This is a genomic window from Neisseria cinerea (assembly GCF_900475315.1).
Classification (GTDB): Bacteria; Pseudomonadota; Gammaproteobacteria; order Burkholderiales; family Neisseriaceae; genus Neisseria; species Neisseria cinerea.
Map to the genome: position 1 here is coordinate 918066 of NZ_LS483369.1, position 19254 is coordinate 937319.

Annotated in this window: 21 protein-coding genes; 12 read left to right on the forward strand and 9 right to left on the reverse strand. The window is 50.2% G+C overall.

Annotated features, from left to right (window positions below):
* Positions 1 to 25: 25 nt before the first annotated feature.
* Positions 26 to 667 carry an alpha/beta hydrolase gene (locus DQM57_RS04855; RefSeq protein ID WP_003753122.1) on the forward strand — a complete coding sequence of 214 codons (642 nt, stop codon included), beginning with the start codon at positions 26 to 28 and terminating at the stop codon, positions 665 to 667.
* A 77-nt stretch (positions 668 to 744) separates the two neighbouring features.
* Here DQM57_RS04855 and DQM57_RS04860 read toward each other — a convergent pair whose 3' ends face one another.
* From DQM57_RS04860 to DQM57_RS04870, 3 genes are all read right to left on the reverse strand, one after another.
* Positions 745 to 1668 (reverse strand): RluA family pseudouridine synthase, encoded by a 924-nt coding sequence (locus DQM57_RS04860; RefSeq protein ID WP_111727156.1) that lies wholly within the window; start codon positions 1666 to 1668, stop codon positions 745 to 747.
* Positions 1669 to 1816: 148 nt separating this feature from the next.
* On the reverse strand, positions 1817 to 2173 hold the full coding sequence (locus tag DQM57_RS04865; RefSeq protein ID WP_145960425.1) for a hypothetical protein: 357 nt from the start codon (positions 2171 to 2173) through the stop codon (positions 1817 to 1819).
* Positions 2174 to 2232: 59 nt separating this feature from the next.
* Complete coding sequence (locus DQM57_RS04870; RefSeq protein WP_107960314.1) at positions 2233 to 2709, reverse strand: hypothetical protein; 477 nt, start codon at positions 2707 to 2709, stop codon at positions 2233 to 2235.
* A gap of 20 nt (positions 2710 to 2729) precedes the next feature.
* On the opposite strand from DQM57_RS04870, the gene DQM57_RS09640 reads away from it, so the two are divergent.
* The 7 genes from DQM57_RS09640 (at position 2730) to dcd (ending at position 8596) form a co-directional block, all read left to right on the forward strand.
* Complete coding sequence (locus tag DQM57_RS09640) at positions 2730 to 2981, forward strand: hypothetical protein (protein WP_167395538.1); 252 nt, start codon at positions 2730 to 2732, stop codon at positions 2979 to 2981.
* Between the two features lie 35 nt (positions 2982 to 3016).
* Entirely contained in the window at positions 3017 to 4312 is a 1296-nt protein-coding gene (hisS, locus tag DQM57_RS04875; protein WP_111727158.1) for a histidine--tRNA ligase, read from the forward strand.
* Entirely contained in the window at positions 4313 to 4942 is a 630-nt protein-coding gene (locus DQM57_RS04880; protein WP_111727159.1) for a YfgM family protein, read from the forward strand.
* A gap of 156 nt (positions 4943 to 5098) precedes the next feature.
* A complete protein-coding gene (der, locus tag DQM57_RS04885; protein WP_111727160.1) occupies positions 5099 to 6556 on the forward strand; it encodes a ribosome biogenesis GTPase Der in 1458 nt (485 codons plus the stop codon).
* A 30-nt stretch (positions 6557 to 6586) separates the two neighbouring features.
* The gene (locus tag DQM57_RS04890; protein ID WP_002219474.1) at positions 6587 to 7486 is read left to right on the forward strand and encodes a recombination-associated protein RdgC; all 900 of its coding nucleotides are present in this window, start codon (positions 6587 to 6589) and stop codon (positions 7484 to 7486) included.
* A 61-nt stretch (positions 7487 to 7547) separates the two neighbouring features.
* Positions 7548 to 7964, forward strand: a complete 417-nt coding sequence (locus DQM57_RS04895; RefSeq protein WP_111727161.1) for an MORN repeat-containing protein — start codon at positions 7548 to 7550, stop codon at positions 7962 to 7964.
* Between the two features lie 65 nt (positions 7965 to 8029).
* Positions 8030 to 8596, forward strand: coding sequence for a dCTP deaminase (dcd, locus tag DQM57_RS04900; RefSeq protein WP_039854796.1), 567 nt, complete (start codon positions 8030 to 8032; stop codon positions 8594 to 8596).
* Between the two features lie 63 nt (positions 8597 to 8659).
* On the opposite strand, the gene DQM57_RS04905 is transcribed toward dcd, so the two are convergent.
* Entirely contained in the window at positions 8660 to 9364 is a 705-nt protein-coding gene (locus DQM57_RS04905) for an SIMPL domain-containing protein (protein ID WP_107862477.1), read from the reverse strand.
* 143 nt (positions 9365 to 9507) lie between these two features.
* Here DQM57_RS04905 and DQM57_RS04910 point away from each other — a divergent pair, with 143 nt between their 5' ends.
* Together DQM57_RS04910 and DQM57_RS04915 are read left to right on the forward strand one after the other, a co-directional pair.
* Entirely contained in the window at positions 9508 to 10704 is a 1197-nt protein-coding gene (locus DQM57_RS04910) for a glycosyltransferase (RefSeq protein ID WP_111727653.1), read from the forward strand.
* Positions 10705 to 10742: 38 nt separating this feature from the next.
* Entirely contained in the window at positions 10743 to 11696 is a 954-nt protein-coding gene (locus DQM57_RS04915; protein ID WP_111727162.1) for a PhoH family protein, read from the forward strand.
* A 532-nt stretch (positions 11697 to 12228) separates the two neighbouring features.
* On the opposite strand, the gene DQM57_RS04920 is transcribed toward DQM57_RS04915, so the two are convergent.
* From DQM57_RS04920 to DQM57_RS04925, 3 genes are all read right to left on the reverse strand, one after another.
* On the reverse strand, positions 12229 to 13590 hold the full coding sequence (locus DQM57_RS04920; RefSeq protein ID WP_111727163.1) for a polynucleotide adenylyltransferase PcnB: 1362 nt from the start codon (positions 13588 to 13590) through the stop codon (positions 12229 to 12231).
* A 428-nt stretch (positions 13591 to 14018) separates the two neighbouring features.
* Positions 14019 to 14189: a hypothetical protein gene (locus DQM57_RS09645; protein ID WP_167395539.1), complete on the reverse strand. Its 171-nt coding sequence runs from the start codon at positions 14187 to 14189 to the stop codon at positions 14019 to 14021.
* A gap of 10 nt (positions 14190 to 14199) precedes the next feature.
* Entirely contained in the window at positions 14200 to 14442 is a 243-nt protein-coding gene (locus DQM57_RS04925; RefSeq protein ID WP_108043557.1) for a hypothetical protein, read from the reverse strand.
* A 55-nt stretch (positions 14443 to 14497) separates the two neighbouring features.
* Here DQM57_RS04925 and DQM57_RS04930 point away from each other — a divergent pair, with 55 nt between their 5' ends.
* Together DQM57_RS04930 and DQM57_RS04940 are read left to right on the forward strand one after the other, a co-directional pair.
* Positions 14498 to 15736, forward strand: coding sequence for an IS5 family transposase (locus DQM57_RS04930; protein WP_111727164.1), 1239 nt, complete (start codon positions 14498 to 14500; stop codon positions 15734 to 15736).
* Between the two features lie 186 nt (positions 15737 to 15922).
* Complete coding sequence (locus tag DQM57_RS04940; protein WP_111727165.1) at positions 15923 to 16402, forward strand: NemA protein; 480 nt, start codon at positions 15923 to 15925, stop codon at positions 16400 to 16402.
* Between the two features lie 84 nt (positions 16403 to 16486).
* On the opposite strand, the gene DQM57_RS04945 is transcribed toward DQM57_RS04940, so the two are convergent.
* Together DQM57_RS04945 and DQM57_RS04950 are read right to left on the reverse strand one after the other, a co-directional pair.
* A complete protein-coding gene (locus DQM57_RS04945) occupies positions 16487 to 16735 on the reverse strand; it encodes a CsbD family protein (RefSeq protein ID WP_108043553.1) in 249 nt (82 codons plus the stop codon).
* Positions 16736 to 17032: 297 nt separating this feature from the next.
* Positions 17033 to 19195 carry a heavy metal translocating P-type ATPase gene (locus DQM57_RS04950; RefSeq protein WP_111727166.1) on the reverse strand — a complete coding sequence of 721 codons (2163 nt, stop codon included), beginning with the start codon at positions 19193 to 19195 and terminating at the stop codon, positions 17033 to 17035.
* Between the last annotated feature and the right edge of the window lie 59 nt (positions 19196 to 19254).

The following is a 19254-nucleotide window of genomic DNA, read 5'->3' on the forward strand; positions in this document are numbered from 1 at the left end:
TGCGGAAAATCAAGAGGAAATCATTATGCTGAAACCCGAAACCATACACATATCCGGTCCTGCCGGCATTTTAGAAACCATCCATATCCCGTCCGAACAAGTACCGGCACGCGGTGTTGCCGTCATCAATCATCCCAACCCCCTCCAGGGCGGAACAAACACCAACAAAGTTATCCAAACCGCCGCCAAAGCATTGAGCAAACTCGGATTCCACTGCTACCTTCCCAACCTTCGCGGCGTAGGCAACAGCGAAGGCACACACGATTACGGACGCGGCGAAACGCAAGACTGCCTCGCCGTCATCGATTATGCCCGTGCCCAACATCCCGAAGCCCCCGAATTTGCCTTATCCGGCTTCTCCTTCGGCGGTTATGTCGCCACATTTGCCGCACAAGAGCGCATACCCGACCTGTTACTGCTCATGGGCGCAGCAGTCTGCCACTATACCGACCGTCCGGAACCGTCAGCCGTTCCCAACGTTGCAAAAACACTGATGATACACGGTGCGGAAGATGAAGTCGTTGAAATCGGGAAAGCACTGAAATGGGCGGAACCGCAAGATTTGCCCGTCATTACCATCGCCGGTTCCACGCATTTCTTTCACGGCAAACTCATCGTCCTGCGCGACACCATCCTCCGCTTCGCGCCCGTATGCCTGAACGGATAAAACCCCTTTCAGACGGCATCAATAATATAAAACCCGTATCGGCGGCATCTGCCGATACGGGTTTGCATTCCCTCTCATTATAGGCAAAACCTACTGCAAAACACCCTTTCCAGACCCGACAAAGGATCTGCAAACGCAATCTTTTTTGCCAATAACTTCAAAGGTTTCCGATAATCCTCGCTTCCCGCTTCAGACGGCACGGGATAGAGCGCGTCATTCAATAACGGCATACCCAAGCCCATCATGTGTACGCGCAACTGGTGTTTCTTGCCGGTATGCGGCGTAAGGCGGTAAAGGCTGAATTCCCCCCTGTTTTCAATCAGTTCGACCGTCGTGTGCGCGTTTGGTTCGCCTTCCGCCTCTTGCGTCGTAAAAAATTTTTCACCCCTCACCAAACGCGAAACCACATCGAGCGGATACGGCAAATCCGTCCTTGTCAGCGCAAGCGCCTCATACGTTTTCCATACCGTTTTGTTTTGAAACATCGTCTGATAAGCTCCGCGCGTGGCAGGATTGTGCGACAGCAGCATCACGCCTGCCGTATCCTTGTCCAAGCGATGCAGCGGCGTAATGTCTTCAACATTCAAACGCTGCAATTCAGGGCGCAGGCGCAGACGTGTCAACAGCGTTTCCCGCAAAAAACGCCCGCTGGGAATGACGGGCAGAAAATGTGGCTTGTCCACCACAATCAAATGCTCATCAATATGCAAAATCTTTTCTTCAAACGGAATACGCGGCTCATCCTCACTGCTGGTTTCCCGATAATAAAACATCGTCTTACCGGGCTCAAACAAAGAATGTTCATCCAACGCCGCACCATCCGAACCGACCACAAAACCGCTGTTCAACCGCCTGCGCCAATTGTCCGCGCCCACAAAAGGAAAGCGGATGCACAGAAAATGCAGCAGCGGCAGCCCGTAAAACTGCTTTTCATGCGGCAGCACCAAATAACTGGGTTTGACACCGTTCAACAGCGGAAGAGGATTATTGCGTTTTTTCATGCGGCGGATTGTAACCGTTTTTCACACAACACCCCAAACGGCAGACGGAGTTTGTAACACAACAAATCAGGCAAAGCGTGCAGAGTAAGTCAAATGCCGTCTGAAAACTGTTTCAGACGGCATTTTTACCTTTTTTACCCTTCACGATTTATTGGTAGGTTAATCCCATCGTTCCCGTTGTTCTCAAGGCTTTTGCCAAAACCCAGCCTTCCGTACTTACCCCCGTCTTATCGTTTATAAACATTACATAATCGTAGCCGTTATAGTTTTGATAAGCGGTTACATGATCTCCTTTGATAATAAAAGTCGACGGCATTTTGCAAGAAGAATGAGGGGCAGTGTGAAAGTACAGTCTTCCCTGTTGCATCACCTTTTTGCCCAAGACTGGAGAATACACAGCACCATTTCTATCTGCTGTTTTATTCAGTACCGCACAATCGGAAGATGCTGCCTGAGAAAATTGCGACGCTACCAACGCAGCGAAAAACAAGAGGATTTTCTTCATAAAACACCTCAAAATATTTAATTGACACTGATTCAAACCAGTTTTAAAAATCCGGCCGCTCAATCGCACCTTTTCTTGGAAACAATCCGCTGATACTGCTTCCGGACACTCTCCCCGTTATTGACGATATCGTTGATAAGACAACGGCCGCCCGCACAACTGATGTCGTATTTCAGATTGTTCATCCGAGAACCGTCGGAAAAGGAAACTTGGACAATATTGCCCGATGAAGGAACGATTTTAAGTTTTCTGATTTCGGTATCGCCATTACCCAAACCCATATCGTAATGCTCGAAATAGTCACAAGCCAACTCGCCCGTCCGTTCATTAATCCTATCAATGATACGTGAAGCCTGCCTGATTGTTTTTTTAAATTCCGGCGCGGCATATTCCGAATACGTTGCGCCGACAGCATAACCTTGCGCATCCGTTTTATAGAGTTTCTTAACCAGATTGATTTTTGCAGAATCGCCCCCGTCGGCAAATAACATTGACGGCACAAGCAGTGCCGCAACCAACAGCCCTATTTTCTTCATAAATATACTCCTGAAATCAAATGGATATTTTACCCATCAAGATAAAATTGGAAACGATTGTACCTAATTTACCTGCATTCGGAAACCAACATACAGTGTTATCAGATATAGAAACTGTGGTAATTTCAAATATTGGCATACACAATCCTCACCGGACGGCAGAAAGAGGCAAAACTTTCTTGCGGCAAAAAGCGCCATATCGTTTTCAGACGGCATTTTTACCCGTCCGCAAACCATCTCCATCCTCACAAGCCCTTAAAAATCCGCTATAATCGCCCGCAATTTGATTTAAGCATTCTTACTTGAAATGGCACAAAAAATCCAATCCGTCAAAGGTATGAACGACCTTCTGCCTGTCGAGCAAAAAGATTTCAAACTCACGGCTGCATTTTGGCAGGCGTTTGAAGATACGGTCGGCCGCTGGACGCGCGCTTACGGCTATCAGCAAATCCGTACGCCGATTGTCGAGCAAACCGGTTTGTTTGTCCGCTCCATCGGCGAGGAAACCGATGTGGTCGGCAAGGAAATGTACACCTTTTCCGATTCAAACGACTCTTTGAGTTTAAGCCTGCGTCCTGAAGGTACGGCGTCTTGTCTGCGTGCGGTGGTCGAACACAACCTTCTGTACAACAGCCCGCAAAAGCTGTGGTATATGGGGCCGATGTTCCGCCGCGAGCGTCCGCAAAAAGGCCGTTATCGTCAGTTCCATCAAGTCGGTATCGAGGCTTTGGGTTTTGAAGGGCCGGATATTGATGCGGAAATCATCGCGATGTCTGCCGACTTGTGGGAAAAATTGGGTATTCGCGAATACCTGACTTTGGAAATCAACAGCTTGGGCAACCGTGAGGAACGCGCGGCACACCGTGCGGCATTGGTTGAATATCTGACCCGTTATGAAGATAAATTGGATGAAGACAGCAAACGCCGTCTGAAAACCAATCCTTTGCGCGTTTTGGATACGAAAAACCCTGATTTGCAGGAAATCTGCAACGAGGCGCCGCGTTTGGTGGAGTATTTGGGCGAGGCTTCGCAAAACCACTATGCACGCTTCAAGGTGATGTTGGATGGCTTGGGTATTCAATATATTGAAAATCCGCGCTTGGTTCGCGGTTTGGATTATTACAATCAGACGGTTTTTGAGTGGACGACCGACAAACTCGGCGCGCAGGCGACTGTGTGCGGCGGCGGCCGTTACGATGGTTTGATTGAAGAGCTTGGCGGCAAACCTGCGCCGTCCATCGGTTTTGCAATGGGTATCGAGCGGCTGCTGCTTTTGGTGAGCGAATACGGCTCGCTGGAAGTGAACGCCGCGCCTGATGTCTATGCAATGCACCAAGGCGAAGGTGCGGACTTGCAAGTGATGAAATACGCCCAAGCCTTGCGTGCTCAAGGTTTCAATGTAATGCAGCATTCCGGCTATCAAAGTCTGAAAGCACAAATGAAAAAAGCAGACAACAGCGGCGCACGCTTTGCCCTGATTGTCGCGCAAGACGAACTGGCGAACGGTACGGTTACGCTCAAAGACATGAACGGCGCACACGGTCAACAAACCGTCGCCGCCGAGGATTTAACCCCTACTTTACAACAATGGAAGAACGCATAAATGGCAGCCCATCTCGAAGAACAACAAGAGTTAGACAACTTCAAATATTTTTGGAAAACCACGGGCAAATGGCTGTTTGCCGTGCTGATTTTGGCGGCGCTCGGCTACTTGGGATACACGGTTTACCAAAACCGTAAAGTTTCCCAAAATCAAGAAGCCGCTGCCATATTGGCTGAAATCGTGGAAAAGGCGCAAAGCAAAGCCCCGCAAAACGAAATCAATGCCGAATTGACCAAACTCCAACAAAGCTACCCCCAGTCTATTTCCGCGGCACAGGCCACACTAATGGCGGCGGCAACCGAATTTGATGCACACCGTTACGATGTTGCAGAAGCCCACTTGAAATGGGTATTGTCCAATCAGCAAGACAGCCTGATTCAGGCGTTGGCGGCACAGCGCCTCGGCGTGGTACTGCTCCAGCAGAAGAAATACGATGCCGCCCTTGCCGCACTCGATACGCCGGTAGACGCAGCCTTTACCCCGCTGCTGATGGAAACCAAAGGCGATGTCTATGCTGCACAGGGAAAAAGCCAGGAAGCCTTAAAAAACTACGGACAGGCTTTGGAAAAAATGCCTCAAGATTCTGTCGGTCGCGAATTGGTTCAAATGAAACTCGATTCGCTGAAATAAATGCCGTCTGAAATGCCGTCCATTATTTATCAGACGGCATTTTACCCTCCCTCTTTATGGCCTCTTGCCGTGAAGAACCTATTTACCGTGTTCCAACGGACACCTGCTCGTGTTCAGACTCCTCCAAGCCTGCACTTGACACAGAAAGACTCAATCATGAAACCAACCATCGCACTTGTCGGCCGTCCCAATGTCGGCAAATCTACTTTATTCAACCGTTTGACGCGCACCAAAGACGCGCTCGTACATGACCTGCCCGGCCTGACGCGTGACCGCCATTACGGTCATGGCAAAGTCGGCAGCAAACCTTATTTGGTCATCGATACCGGCGGTTTTGAGCCGGTTGTGGACAGCGGCATTTTGCACGAAATGGCAAAACAAACCTTGCAGGCTGTCGATGAAGCCGATGCGGTTGTGTTTTTGGTGGACGGCCGTACCGGTTTGACACCGCAAGACAAGATTATTGCCGACCGTTTGCGCCAAAGCCCGCGCCCTGTTTATTTGGCCGTGAATAAAGGTGAGGGGGGCAATAGGGCTGTACTTGCAGCCGAGTTCTACGAACTTGCTTTGGGCGACCCTTATGTTATTTCAGGCGCGCACGGCGATGGCGTGTATTATCTGATTGAAGATATTTTGGAAACCTTCCCTGAACCTGAAAAGGAAGAGGAAGAAGCAAAATATCCTGTTTTTGCCGTTATCGGTCGTCCGAACGTCGGCAAGTCTACGCTGGTTAACGCCATCCTCGGCGAAGAGCGCGTGATTGCTTTCGATATGGCAGGCACGACGCGCGACAGTATCCATATTGATTTTGAACGTGAAGGCAAACCGTTTACCATCATCGATACCGCAGGTGTGCGCCGTCGCGGCAAAGTGGATGAAGCAGTGGAAAAATTCTCCGTTATCAAAGCCATGCAGGCGGTTGAAGCCGCAAATGTTGCTGTTTTGGTATTGGACGCGCAACAAGATGTCGCCGACCAAGATGCGACGATTGCAGGTTTTGCTTTGGAAGCAGGCCGTGCCTTAGTAGTTGCCGTCAACAAATGGGACGGCATCAGCGAAGAGCGGCGCGAGCAAGTGAAACGCGATATCAACCGCAAACTGTATTTCCTTGATTTTGCTAAGTTCCACTTTATTTCCGCATTGAAAGAGCGCGGTATAGACGGTTTGTTTGAAAGCATTCAAGCTGCCTACAATGCGGCAATGATTAAGATGCCGACGCCGAAAATCACGCGTGTCCTGCAAAGCGCGATCGAGCGTCAGCAACCGCCGCGTGCTGGCTTGGTGCGCCCGAAAATGCGCTATGCCCACCAAGGCGGTATGAACCCACCCGTAATTGTGGTACACGGTAATTCGCTACACGCGATTTCCGACAGCTATACGCGCTATCTGACCCAAACGTTCCGCAAAGCCTTCAATCTGCAAGGTACGCCGCTCAGAATTCAATACAATGTTTCAGAAAACCCGTATGAAAATGCGGAAGACAAACCGAAGAAAAAACCGCTGCGCCGTGTCAGCCTGAGCAACCGTATTGAGAAACGCGAAGGCCGCAAGGAAGAGAAAAACCGCTTCAAGAAGAAAACCAAAGTCAGTGTGAAAAAACAATTCAGCAAATAATTCCCGACATTTCAAACAACAGGAAACATTATGTGGTTCAAGCAGATTAGTTTTTATCCACTCAACAAAGAAAAACTGCCTGAGGCGGACGTACTTGCCGACAAACTTGCTGAAGCTGAATTTACCCATTGCCAAGGCTTAGACTGGTTCAGCGAAGGCTTTACCGCACCGGTTTCATTCTCCCCGGAACTCGTTTTCCCTGCCGACTTTACCTTGCGCGTCGCTCTGAAAAAAGAGGAAAAAGTCCTGCCCGCCGGCGTCATCCGCGATATTTTGGAAGAGAAGGTAGCGGAAATCCAAAACAATGAAGCCCGCAATGTCGGTCGCAAAGAAAAACAAGAGCTTAAAGAGCAAATTACAGACGACCTGCTGCCCCGAGCGTTTACCCGCAGCAGCCGTACAGAAGCGGTGTTTAACACTCGCCACGGCTACCTGCTCGTCAATAACGCGGCTTCCGCCAAAGCAGAAAACATCCTGACCAAGCTGCGCGAAGCTTTGGGCGGTTTGGAAGCCTCGCTGCCGAATACCAAACAATCGCCCTCTTCCCTGATGACCGGCTGGCTGTTGCAAGGGCATTGCGAAGGCGGTTTTGAATTAGACAGCGATTGCGAACTCAAAGGTACGGGCGATATTGTTCCCGTCGTCAAAGTATCCAAACAAGATTTAACCGCCGACGAAGTGGTTCAACATGTCAAAAACGGTAAAACCGTAACCCAGCTCGGTTTGGTTTGGCGCGAACAAATCGCCTTTATCCTCACTCAAGACTTCACACTCAAGCGCATCCAATACCTCGACGTATTGCAGGAAGAAGCCGAAAGCAACGGCGACGATGCCGCCGGCCTTGCCTTCGCCTCGCAAATCCTGATGGCTGAATCCGTCAGCACCATGTTGGAAGAGCTGGTTTCCTATTTGGGCGGCTGGCAAGATTGATTTTTCAGACGGCTTTTACACGACAAAATACCGTCAACCAAAATCCAATGGAATAACCCTTATGCTTAAACATCTCGCATTCCTACTGCCCACCATTATGTTCGCCCTCCCCGCCGCGTCCGCCGTTCTGACTTCCTATCAAGAACCCGGCTGCACCTACGACGGCAATGTCGGCAAAGACGGTAAACCCGCCGGCAAAGGCACATGGCGCTGCCAAGACGGGCGCAACTATACCGGTTCATTTAAAAACGGCAAATTCGACGGACAAGGCATTTATACCGTTGCCGCCAACCGCGAAATATTTATCGAACCGTTCAATTCCGACAGTACCAAATTCCGCAACATGGTACTCTCGGGCACATTCAAAAAAGGCTTGGCACACGGCAGATTTACCGTCTCGCAAAACGGCGAAACCCTCTTCATTATGAAATGCGAAAACGGCATGATTAAAGAAGTGAAACTGCCCAAAAACAAATAAGCCCTGTTTTCAGACGGCATCCCCGAATGCTTTGTCCGAACATCGAAAGAAACAAGGAAAACATTATGAGCATCAAGTCCGACAAATGGATACGCCGCATGAGTGAAGAATTCGGCATGATCGATCCCTTCGAGCCGAATCAAATCAAAGAAGCCAACGGACAGCGCATTATCTCCTACGGTACGTCCAGCTACGGCTACGATATCCGCTGCGCCAATGAATTTAAAATTTTTACCAACATCAACAGCACCATCGTCGATCCCAAAAACTTCGATCCCAAAAACTTCGTTACCGTCGAAGACGACTGCTGCATCATCCCGCCCAATTCCTTCGCACTGGCGCGCACGGTCGAATATTTCCGCATCCCGCGCAACGTCCTGACCGTCTGCTTGGGCAAATCCACCTACGCCCGCTGCGGCATCATCGTCAACGTTACCCCGTTCGAACCGGAATGGGAAGGCTACGTTACCCTCGAATTTTCCAACACCACCCCCCTGCCCGCCAAAATCTACGCCGGCGAAGGCGTGGCGCAAGTCCTATTCTTCGAGAGCGACGAAATCTGCGAAACCTCATACAAAGACCGCAACGGCAAATATATGGGGCAAACCGGCGTTACCCTGCCTAAAGCCTAAAATATAAATGCCGTCTGAACCGTATCATCCGGTTTCAGACGGCATCTACCTGTTTATCCGTGGTTAGAACTGAACCGTTCCATTGACACTGATGCTGATTTCCTCCACACCAGGAGCAACGGAATCCGTACCCTCCACGCCGTAGCTTGCCGCCATCGGCATGGCACGGAGCATTTTTGCCTGAGCAGCTCCCCCACCCGCAATATGGCTGCCGATGTGTCCCAAATTTAATTTGACGATTTTATAACCGGACGTACCCAATATGCCCGACAACTTGTCGGCACGCGCCTTGAAACGCAAAATAGCATCTTTACTGACCTGATCGACAATTTCGTTTCGGCGTTCGCGCGACACATGGAAATCCGTGTATTCCAATGCGGCATCTGCTTGAACATCGGCAATAAAACGGTTTAACTCATCAAAATCCCTACCTTCGACCTTAAATTCCGCACGCTCCTCCCAGCCTGTTTGAATGCGTCTGCCGTTGGTATATTGATAGCGCGGCATCGCACTGCGCGATACCAATTCGGTTTTAAAGCTACCATTTTTTGATTTTCTGGTGAAATTGTTGAATTTTTTAACAAACTCAGCATTGACGGCATTTTTGTCCCGTCCTTCCGCCGTCACTTGGAAACGTGCGGACATTGTATCCTGAGCCACCTCCACACCGGCCGATTCAGAAAATTCGACAATATTGTAATTTAATGCTTCAGCCGCTGCCGGAAAAGATACCGCCAATAGGGAAGCCGCCAAAATAGAACGCAACATATCCGTATCCTTACTTATAAAACCGCCAATCTAGCATATCGGTATGCTAAATTGCGTTAGCGTAAGACAACAATTTAAATATTCGATCGGCCTGCCTTATAATAACCGTCTTTCCGATACAGAATCATATTATGTCCGAACCGTTGCACGTCCTCGTCATCCCCTCATGGTATCCGCAATCCGAACAGGATGTGGACGGAATATTTTTCCAAAATCAAGCACAGGCCCTCCAACGCAAAGGTATCAAAACCGCCATCCTCGCCCCCATGTTCCGTTATCTGCGGAAAGAAACAGCAAGCATCCTGACCGGCCCTTACGGTTTTGCCCAATACCGGCAAAAAGGTTTGGACATCTATGCATGGCGCAGCATGTATTTCTTCCCCCGTTTTCCGCTAATCGACATCGACCGCATCCGCTGGGTGCGGGCAGGATTAAAGGCCTTTGAGCGCTATATCGGGAAAAACGGCATTCCCGACATCATCCATGCCCACTGTATGAACTATGCCGGCATACTTGCCTTCAAGATTTCCCAAAAATACGGCATCCCCTATGTCGTCACGGAACACAGCAGCACCATTACGCGCGGTTTGGTGCGCCCGCACCAATGGCAGCCTATGAAAAATGCGGCGGCACACGCCTCCGCACTGCTCGCTGTCAGCCGCCGTTTCGCCCAAGTCCTGCAGCATAAATACGGCACTACATGGCAATATCTGCCTAACATTCTAGGTAACATCTTTACCCGAGCCTTCAATCCCCCGCAAATCAGCCGTCCGGACAAATGTTTTACCTTCTGCACTGTCTCCCATCTGCGCCGGCTAAAAGGACATGATATCCTCCTGCCCGCCTTTGCCCGTGCTTTGGCAAAACACCCCAACCTCCGTTTGAATATCGGCGGCAGCGGACAAGAAGAAACAAACCTGAAACGGCAGGCACGTCAGTTGGGAATTGCCCATGCCGTTACATTTTTAGGCGCATTACAGCCCGAAGCAGTATTGGATTTGATGAGGAACAGCGACGCATTCGTCCTTGCCAGCCGCACAGAAACCTTCGGCGTGGTCTATATCGAAGCACTGTCCCAAGGATTGCCCGTCATTGCAACACGCTGCGGCGGTGCGGAATCTATTGTTTCAGACGGCAACGGATATTTGGTTCCTGTTGACGACAACGATGCCCTTGCCGACGCACTCATCAAAATGTATGAACACCACTCTGATTTTGAACCTGCCCGACTTAGGGAAAACTGTCTGAACGAATTTGGCGAAAATGCCGTTATAGGCAGGTTGATCGGCATTTTCCGACAGGCAATCGCAGAATACGGTAAGAAAATACCGGTGAAATAGATTAAAATCACACAATATTCAACTATTCGGACCTTCATATGACACATACCGTCCACCTGCATTTAGAAGAAACCGACAACTTGGCGTTGCAGCGTCTGTGCGGTTCTTTTGACAACAACCTTGATTTACTTGCCAAAGCACTCGATATCCACATCAGCCGCCGTTTTGAACATTTCACTTTCAACGGCGCATTTGCACACGCCGGCAAACGCGCACTGCTCAAACTCTTGGAAACGGCGCAGACGCGCGACCTAAACGACGGTGACATCAGGCTTGCCGCCGTCGAAGCTCAGACCGAAGATGCCGGACATCAAGAAAAAAACCATGACTACGCCTATTATTTCCGTACGAAGCGCGGCAGCATCGGCGGCAGAACACCCAGACAAAACGGCTATATCCGCGCCCTGCTCAACCACGATATCGTATTCGGGCTGGGGCCCGCAGGCACGGGCAAAACCTATCTTGCCGTCGCCGCCGCCGTTGACGCAATGGAAAAACACCAAATCGAACGCATCGTTTTAGTCCGGCCTGCCGTCGAAGCCGGTGAGAAACTGGGTTTTCTGCCCGGTGACCTGACCCAGAAAGTTGATCCCTACCTGCGTCCGCTTTATGATGCCCTCTATGACCTGATGGGCTTCGACCGTGTGACCAAGCTGATTGAAAAAGGTCTGATTGAGATTGCCCCGCTCGCCTATATGCGCGGCAGGACGCTCAACGGCGCATACATCATCCTCGACGAGGCACAAAATACCACGCCCGAACAAATGAAAATGTTCCTGACCCGCATTGGATTTGGTGCGAAAGCCGTCATTACCGGCGACATCAGCCAGATTGACCTGCCCAAAAACATCAAATCAGGATTGAAAGACGCACGTGAGAAACTGCACGATGTAGAAGGCCTGTATTTCCACACCTTTACCAGTGAAGACGTCGTCCGGCATCCTTTAGTGCAAAAAATCGTCGAAGCCTACGAATCGGCAGAACACTGCTGATACGGATGCCGTCTGAACCTTGATGCACAATCAACCGCACAAACAAAACCGGATACGGAAGCAGGATTCCGTATCCGTTTTATCTGACTGCCCTCATATGCCCGATCATCCTTCCTGCACCTGATTGCTCTGTCCATACAAAATACCGCCGAAATTTCACAATTGCGCAGCAACCTCACCTTCCCCATAGACGACGCGCTCGCCTTGTGCGCCATCATATTTAAAGGCGGCATCGGCTATTAAACCTGTACGACCCAAACCGCTGGACGGCAAATCCAATGCGCCCGCAACGAAAAAATAGAAAATGCCGTCTGAAAAAATCAGACGGCATCCGTTTTATTGGCTCAAGAGATTAAAAACCAATCAATCATACAATTCTAATCGGCTGCTCAAACGCCTACCAAAACAAAACAACGCTGTACAAAGGGCAAAATTTATTAAACAGCCTGATTCTAAAGAATTTATACCGTTTCCAAGATAGGGGCATATGCAGTCGGAAACCTTTCCAGTATTACTCCCCGTCCGTTAACCATTATTGTTGATTCGCACCTACAGAACCCTGATCAGGTTTACGCCTTCTGCGGCGGCGTTTTTTAGCCTGCCCTTCATTCTTGCCGTATCGGACGGACGGCTGATTTTTGGTCATATCGGCCCGCTGCTCAGGTGATGCCGTCTGAAACGCCGTCCACCAATCGACAAGCGTACGGTCCGCATCGCCGACTGCCGCACGCAGTATCAGAAAATCATAAGCGGCACGGAAACGCGCTTGTGCAAACAGTTTATGCGGCCTTGTCCCCCTCCTGTTTTCAAACTGCGGCTGAAATAACCAAATCTCACGCATAGTGGCAGAAAAACGCTGGGGAACGCCCCAACCACGTTCAACCGTATCGCGCAAGGTATTCATCGCCTCCGACAAGGCGTGTGAAGGTTTCAAACCCTGTTGCAGGTTTACTTTCCAATGGCGGTTTAATTCCGGCCACATTAACGCCGCCAACACGAAGCCAACCGAAACCGATTTGTCGGCGCGCAAGCGTTCATCGGTATTTTTAAGGGCAAGACCTATCATTTTCCCATCCATGCCGTCTGAAATATTCAGCGCATTAAACAGGGGATGGATATCATCAGGAACATCAAATTCTTTCAAACGCTTCAAGCATTCGCGCGCGTGTCCTGAAAACAACAACTTCATAATCTCATCAAACAGCCTTGCCACCGGCTCGTGTTTCAGACGGCCTATTGATTCGGCAATAGGCCCGACGGTCGCTTGCGACAATTCGAATCCCAATTTCCCCGACAGGCGGATTGCCCTTAAAATCCTGACAGGGTCTTCCTGATACCGTTCGGCGGCATTACCGATCATCACCAGTTTCCGTTCGGCAATATCGTCCATGCCGTTGTGGAAATCCAAAATTTCTTCTTTTTCCGGATCGTAATACAACGCGTTGCAGGTAAAGTCGCGCCTCATGGCATCTTCTTCGATACTGCCGTAGGTATTGTCTTTCATAATCCTACCGCGTGCATTCTGATGTACTTTCGCACCGCCCCGAAAAGTCGTTACCTCAATCACTTCCGCACCGTTCATCACATGAACGATTTGGAAACGCCTGCCGATGATGCGGCTGCGGCGGAAAAGTTTGTGCACCTGTTCCGGAGTGGCATCGGTCGCCACATCAAAATCTTTAGGCTCAATACCGAGCAGCAAATCCCTGACCGCCCCCCCGACAACATAAGCCTGGAAGCCTGCCTCCTTCAGACGGCATATGACTTTCTCAGCGGCAAAACTCAACATTTCGGCACGGATATTGTGCCTTTCCAAAGGTATGACCGTTTTACCTTCCGCTCTTTTGCCACCGCGCCTGGAAGGAAGTATTTTATTCAACCATTTTTTCAACATAAACACTCTGACCCGGAAGGCAGCGTCCCCTCGGGCAACCGTTTTCAGACGGTATCAAACAGCAATAATGCAGGATACCGAAAAAAATACATACAAAAGGCGTAGAAACTACGCCGTCCGATTTACCGCTTTATACATGCGGAAATGCGTCATTATAGCAGATTGCTTATCAAAAAAATCAGACCCTGCCGTTACCGGCAGAGTCTGAAATTCAATATGCCATTCCCCGTCAGAACGGTTGTTTCTATATAATAGAAACTGTAAAAATAAAATTAAAATAGTTTCAATGTATTATAAATTAAAAGCAACATAATTATTTGAAATACGTAAAAATAGTACCTGTAATTGAATAATAATAGCCCTATATTTTACATAATTAGTGCAGGATTTGTATGAATTACTTTCAAGAGCCAGCCCTTTATTTACTCTTATTTCAATCTTTTTTCTGCCAACCAGTTTTCCAACACATCAGCGATTTCCACGTTATTTGCTTCGGCAAAGGCGAAATGGCTGTTGCTGCGTATGCCGATTTCAGACAAGCACACAACGCTGGCTTCGCCACCGTGGCGGTTGACACAGTCGGTGAAGAGTTGCGCCATATGGATGCGCTTAATCCGACGCTGTGATGCCCAATGTGGGTTGTCTGCCGAAATGTAGTCGCCGTAAGTAGATGACGATGGGCATTTTGGTCAGCAGGGCGAAGCGTTCGGCACTGATAGACTGCGAGAGTGAAATGTTGGCAGCGTCGTTAGCGGAAGTGGCGACGCTCGGCAAGTCGTCTTCAGGAAAAACAAACTCGGTGCCGGGTTCGTAGTAAATCACGGCTTTCACTTTTTCGGGATTTTTCAGCACGGTTTGCCAACCGGTGCCGCCACCTTACTGTCAAAGTTACAAATAAGAGCTTTATATCTCGTTACTGGAACGTTTTTATATTCCTTATCGGGCAACGGATAGTATCGCTAAATTACGTTATCAAACGATTCATTTATTCCATGAATACAAAGTAGAAATGCTGATTATTGATGAGTTTCATTCGTTGCTTGTAGGAACACCGCGTTTACAACGCCAAGTGATGAACGCGATTAAAATGTTGTGCAATGAGTTGCAAATTCCAATTGTGGACGTAGGCACAAAAGATGCAATTCGTGTTTTACACACCTATCCGCAACACGCCAGTCGTTTTGATGTAGCAGAATTGCCAACGTGGAAATTGGATCAGGTGATTGATTGGCAGCCGATCGAACAGTACCTGAATCGTCAAAGAACCCGTTACCTTAGAGACCACCGCGGCCGTCCCGCCTATCCACTGTTGTCCATGTTCAAAGCCGTCCTGCTCGGACAATGGCACAGCCTCTCCGATCCCGAACTCGAACACAGCCTCATCACCCGCATCGATTTCAACCTGTTTTGCCGTTTTGACGAACTGAGTATCCCCGATTACAGCACTTTATGCCGCTACCGCAACTGGCTGGCGCAAGACGACACCCTGTCCGAACTGCTGGAACTGATCAACCGCCAACTGACCGAAAAAAACCTAAAAGTAGAGAAAGCATCCGCCGCCGTCATTGATGCCACCATTATTCAGACCGCCGGCAGCAAACAGCGTCAGGCCATAGAAGTCGATGAAGAAGGACAAGTCAGCGGCCAAACCACACCGAGTAAAGATAAAGATGCCCGTTGGACAAAGAAAAACGGCCTCTACAGACTCGGTTACAAACAACATACCCGTACCGATGAGGAAGGCTATATCGGGAAACTGCACATCACCCCCGCCAATGCCCATGAGTGCAAACACCTGTCTCCTTTGCTGGAAGGACTGCCCAAAGGCACGACCGTCTATGCCGACAAAGGCTATGACAGCAAGGAAAACCGGCAACATCTGGAAGAGCATCGGTTGTTAGACGGCATGATGCGCAAAGCCCACCGCAACCGTCCGCTGACGGAAGCGCAAACCAAACGCAACCGATATTTGTCGAAGACCCGTTATGTGGTCGAACAGAGCTTCGGGACGCTGCACCGTAAATTCCGCTATGCCCAGGCAGCCTATTTTGGTCTGCTCAAAGTGAGTGCGCAAAGCCATCTGAAGGCGATGTGTTTGAATCTGTTGAAAGAGGCTAACAGGCTAAGTGTGCCTGTTGCCGCCTAAAAGGCGGCCCGGATCCCTTATTATCAGGTATCCGAGGAGGATTGAGGGGGTATTTGGGTAGAATTAGGAGGTATTGGGGGAGGAAAATAGCCGAAAACCTGTGTTTGGGTTCTGGCTGTCAGCGAAAAGGTGAAGAGAGGTATTTTGCAAAGGTCTCCATATATTTGCCAAACAGGGAGCACCATCATGAAAACAACCGTGCAAAAATCCGCCCTCGTAACCGCCCTGCTCCTCCTCACCGCCTGCGCCGGCGGCCCGGGCGGAAGCTCGATCAGCCTCGGCATCGGCGGTTTCGGCAGCCATATCGGCTTGGGAACCTCCGTCAATATTCCGATAGGCAGCCGCACACCTGCCGCAGACACAGGCGGCATCAACGTTACCGGAGAACAAATCATCACCCATTTTGCCGCAGACGGCACCGCTTCCGAACAAGCCGTCAAAGGCAGCAGCTACCATAGGCTGCTCAACGTACTCGGCGGCGGCAATTATTTGGTACAAGATTTTTACGGCGACGGGCAAAAACGTACAGATCCGATGATACTGCCCAAAAAAGCCCTGTTCTCCGCCGATGCGCACCCCACAGACAGCGCATACACGGTTTACGACCGCAACGGCAATCCGATACGCCGACAGGTTTACCGCAACAACCGGCTTATCGGCAACTGACCGCGATACCGGCCAAACCTCGAGAAAGGCCGTCTGAAATCATGTTTCAGACGGCTTTTTTATATCGTTTCAAGCAAAGATGAATCAGAATTTGCTTTTGATATCGTTAATCAGGTTTTCAGCTTTTTCTTTCGCATCGTCAATCAAATGCTCGGCTTCTTCTTTACCTTTTTTCAGTACATCGCCGGCTTTTTCCTCAATGTCGGCAGCAACTTCTTTCACCTTGCCGATTCCTTGCTGAACAACGCCTTCTGCTTGAAGTTTGGAATCGTTTAATAATTCTCCCGCAGTTTCTTTCACTTTACCGCTGATTTGGTCTAATTTTCCACTCATGACCTTTTTCCTTAATTTCATATTGATCGAAGCGCCACTATATCCTAACCGTTATCCAATAGCAATCTTAAATAGAATACCGCCTGAAAACCTGCTTTCAGACGGCCTCCACTTCTCAAGTTCAACGTTGCATTTCCTTGGCTAAAACCAACATACCTGATGTTTACAGGATACCGCCTTCCCGATTGTATTCAATCATGTCGTTTACCGCTTGGGCGAGTCATGCCCAGCAATCGGGGAATTCTTGACGCTGCTCCCAGCCGGGGCTGGCGAAGTTCGGGCGGTCTTTGCCACGTCTCACTCAATCTTCACCCGCTTCAACCTCAACGCATTGCTCAACACCGAAACCGAGCTTGCCGCCATTGCCGCGCCTGCGATGACGGGGTTTAAAAAGCCAAGTGCAGCGAGCGGAATGCCCAAGATATTGTAGAAGAAGGCGAAAAACAGGTTTTGCTTGATGTTTTTCAAAGTCACCTGCGATACCAACAGGGCATCGGCTAGTTGGTTGACCGAATGCTGCATCAGCGTGGCGGATGCGGTGTGTTCGGCAACGTCTGCGCCGCCTTTCATGGCGAAGCTAACGTTGGCGGCGGCTAGTGCGGGCGCGTCGTTGATGCCATCGCCGACCATTGCAACGGTTTTACCGGCAGCTTTGAGTTTCTGCACTTCGGCGGCTTTGTCACGCGGACTCATGTTGCCGAAGGCGTGTGCGATGCCCAGTTGTTTGGCGACGTATTCGACCGTGCCTTGGTTGTCTCCGCTCATGATGTAAACGTCGATGCCGTGTTTTTTCAGACGGCCTATGGCTTCGGCGGTATCGGCTTTCAACGCGTCGGCAAGTGCAAATGCGCCAATTGGTTTGTTATCGACTGAGACTGCAACAATGCTTGCAATATCCCAAACGCCGTCTGAAAACTTCGGCAAGGTCAGTTCGGCAAAATCAAGTTTGCCCGCTTTCACTAAGCCAACGCCTTCGACTTCGGCGGTAATGCCTGCGCCGACAACGGTTTGTGCGTTTTGTGCGGCGGGGATGTCCAAGCCGCGCGCTTGGGCGGCGGAGACGATGGCGCGGGCAAGCGGATGGGCGGCGTTTTGTTCGACGGCGGCGGCAATGAGGTACAAATCGTCTTCGTCAAAGCCGCTGTCGGGAACGCAATAAACGGCAGCAACCTGCGGCCTGCCTTCGGTCAGCGTGCCAGTTTTGTCCAACACGACGGCATCGACATGGGCGGCTTCTTCCATCGCCGCCGCGTCTTTAAACCAAATGCCGTGTTTCACCGCTTTACCCATGCCGACCATAATCGCGGCGGGCGTCGCCAGGCCGAGCGCACACGGGCAGGCAATCACCAAAACGGCAACGGCGTGCATCAGCGCAACCGTCCAATCGCCTTTAATCAGCCAAGTAACAATAAAAGTCAAAAGCGCGATGCCCACAACAGTTGGCACGAATACCGCCGCCGCTTTATCGGCTACGCGCGCAATCGGTGCTTTACTACCTTGTGCTTCAGAGAGCGCATTCATCATGTCGCCGAGTAGGGTTTGGCTGCCGAGCTGCGTAGCGCGGTACACCACGCTGCCTTCGGTCATCAGCGCACCGGCCAACACTTTGCCGCCCGCCTTTTTCTCTTCAGGATTGGATTCGCCGGTGAGATGGCTCTCGTCTGCCCAACCGCTGCCGCTTTCAATAATGCCGTCGGCGGCAATGCGTTCGCCGTGATTGGCGCGGATAAGGTCGCCGATTTGTACTTGGTCGATGGGAAGCTGTTTCCATTCGCCGTTGCGTTGCACGTTGACTTGGGTCGGCGTGAGTTTGAGCAGCAAGCCCAAGCTGTTCAGGCTGGATTTTTTGGTGCGGTGTTCCAAAAATTTACCCAGCGACACAAAACCAATCACCATCACGCCTGCTTCAAAATACACATGCGCCATGCCGTGAGCCGCGTGCGGGCTGAAAAACAGCATATAAACGGAATACAGATAAATCGACACCGTGCCGATGGTAACGAGCACGTCCATATTCGCCAGTCCGCCCTTGATGCTTGCCCACGCGCTTTTGTAAAACGGGATGGCCAGCCAAAGTTGCACTATGCTTGCCAGTACAAATTGCCATACAGGCGGAATCATCCAATCGTGCCGCCCGATCATCATGCCTGCCATGCCGATAAGGAACGGGATGTTTATGGCGAACAGCAGCCACAACCGCCAGCCGATATGGTGTTCTGCTTCGGGTTGCGGCAATGTATCTTCCATTTTTTCCTTCGCGCCGTAACCAGTTTTCTCAATGATTTTGGCGATGTCGCTGGCGGAGATTTGGCTGTCGTCAAACGTAACCTGCGCCTCCTCGCTGGCGAAGTTCACCCCCGCCGATTCGACAAAATCTTTTTTGTTCAACACTTTTTCAATACGCGAAGCGCAGGCCTGACAGGTCATGCCTTCGATTTGGAAACGGACTTTTTGTTGCATGGTTTCATCCTCCTGAATGTGGTTGGGCTACCTGAAAAAGCGGAGCGGGGTTTTCAGGT

Coding starts and splice junctions, on each gene's coding strand:
- DQM57_RS04950 (WP_111727166.1), bottom strand. CDS start 19,195: ATGCAACAAAAAGTCCGTTTCCAAATCGAAGGCATGACCTGTCAGGCC.
- DQM57_RS04855 (WP_003753122.1), top strand. CDS start 26: ATGCTGAAACCCGAAACCATACACATATCCGGTCCTGCCGGCATTTTA.
- hisS (WP_111727158.1), top strand. CDS start 3,017: ATGGCACAAAAAATCCAATCCGTCAAAGGTATGAACGACCTTCTGCCT.
- DQM57_RS04945 (WP_108043553.1), bottom strand. CDS start 16,735: ATGAGTGGAAAATTAGACCAAATCAGCGGTAAAGTGAAAGAAACTGCG.
- DQM57_RS04890 (WP_002219474.1), top strand. CDS start 6,587: ATGTGGTTCAAGCAGATTAGTTTTTATCCACTCAACAAAGAAAAACTG.
- DQM57_RS04920 (WP_111727163.1), bottom strand. CDS start 13,590: ATGTTGAAAAAATGGTTGAATAAAATACTTCCTTCCAGGCGCGGTGGC.
- DQM57_RS04860 (WP_111727156.1), bottom strand. CDS start 1,668: ATGAAAAAACGCAATAATCCTCTTCCGCTGTTGAACGGTGTCAAACCC.
- DQM57_RS04895 (WP_111727161.1), top strand. CDS start 7,548: ATGCTTAAACATCTCGCATTCCTACTGCCCACCATTATGTTCGCCCTC.
- DQM57_RS04940 (WP_111727165.1), top strand. CDS start 15,923: ATGAAAACAACCGTGCAAAAATCCGCCCTCGTAACCGCCCTGCTCCTC.
- DQM57_RS04915 (WP_111727162.1), top strand. CDS start 10,743: ATGACACATACCGTCCACCTGCATTTAGAAGAAACCGACAACTTGGCG.
- DQM57_RS04870 (WP_107960314.1), bottom strand. CDS start 2,709: ATGAAGAAAATAGGGCTGTTGGTTGCGGCACTGCTTGTGCCGTCAATG.
- dcd (WP_039854796.1), top strand. CDS start 8,030: ATGAGCATCAAGTCCGACAAATGGATACGCCGCATGAGTGAAGAATTC.
- DQM57_RS09640 (WP_167395538.1), top strand. CDS start 2,730: ATGGATATTTTACCCATCAAGATAAAATTGGAAACGATTGTACCTAAT.
- der (WP_111727160.1), top strand. CDS start 5,099: ATGAAACCAACCATCGCACTTGTCGGCCGTCCCAATGTCGGCAAATCT.
- DQM57_RS09645 (WP_167395539.1), bottom strand. CDS start 14,189: ATGGCGCAACTCTTCACCGACTGTGTCAACCGCCACGGTGGCGAAGCC.
- DQM57_RS04865 (WP_145960425.1), bottom strand. CDS start 2,173: ATGAAGAAAATCCTCTTGTTTTTCGCTGCGTTGGTAGCGTCGCAATTT.
- DQM57_RS04880 (WP_111727159.1), top strand. CDS start 4,313: ATGGCAGCCCATCTCGAAGAACAACAAGAGTTAGACAACTTCAAATAT.
- DQM57_RS04905 (WP_107862477.1), bottom strand. CDS start 9,364: ATGTTGCGTTCTATTTTGGCGGCTTCCCTATTGGCGGTATCTTTTCCG.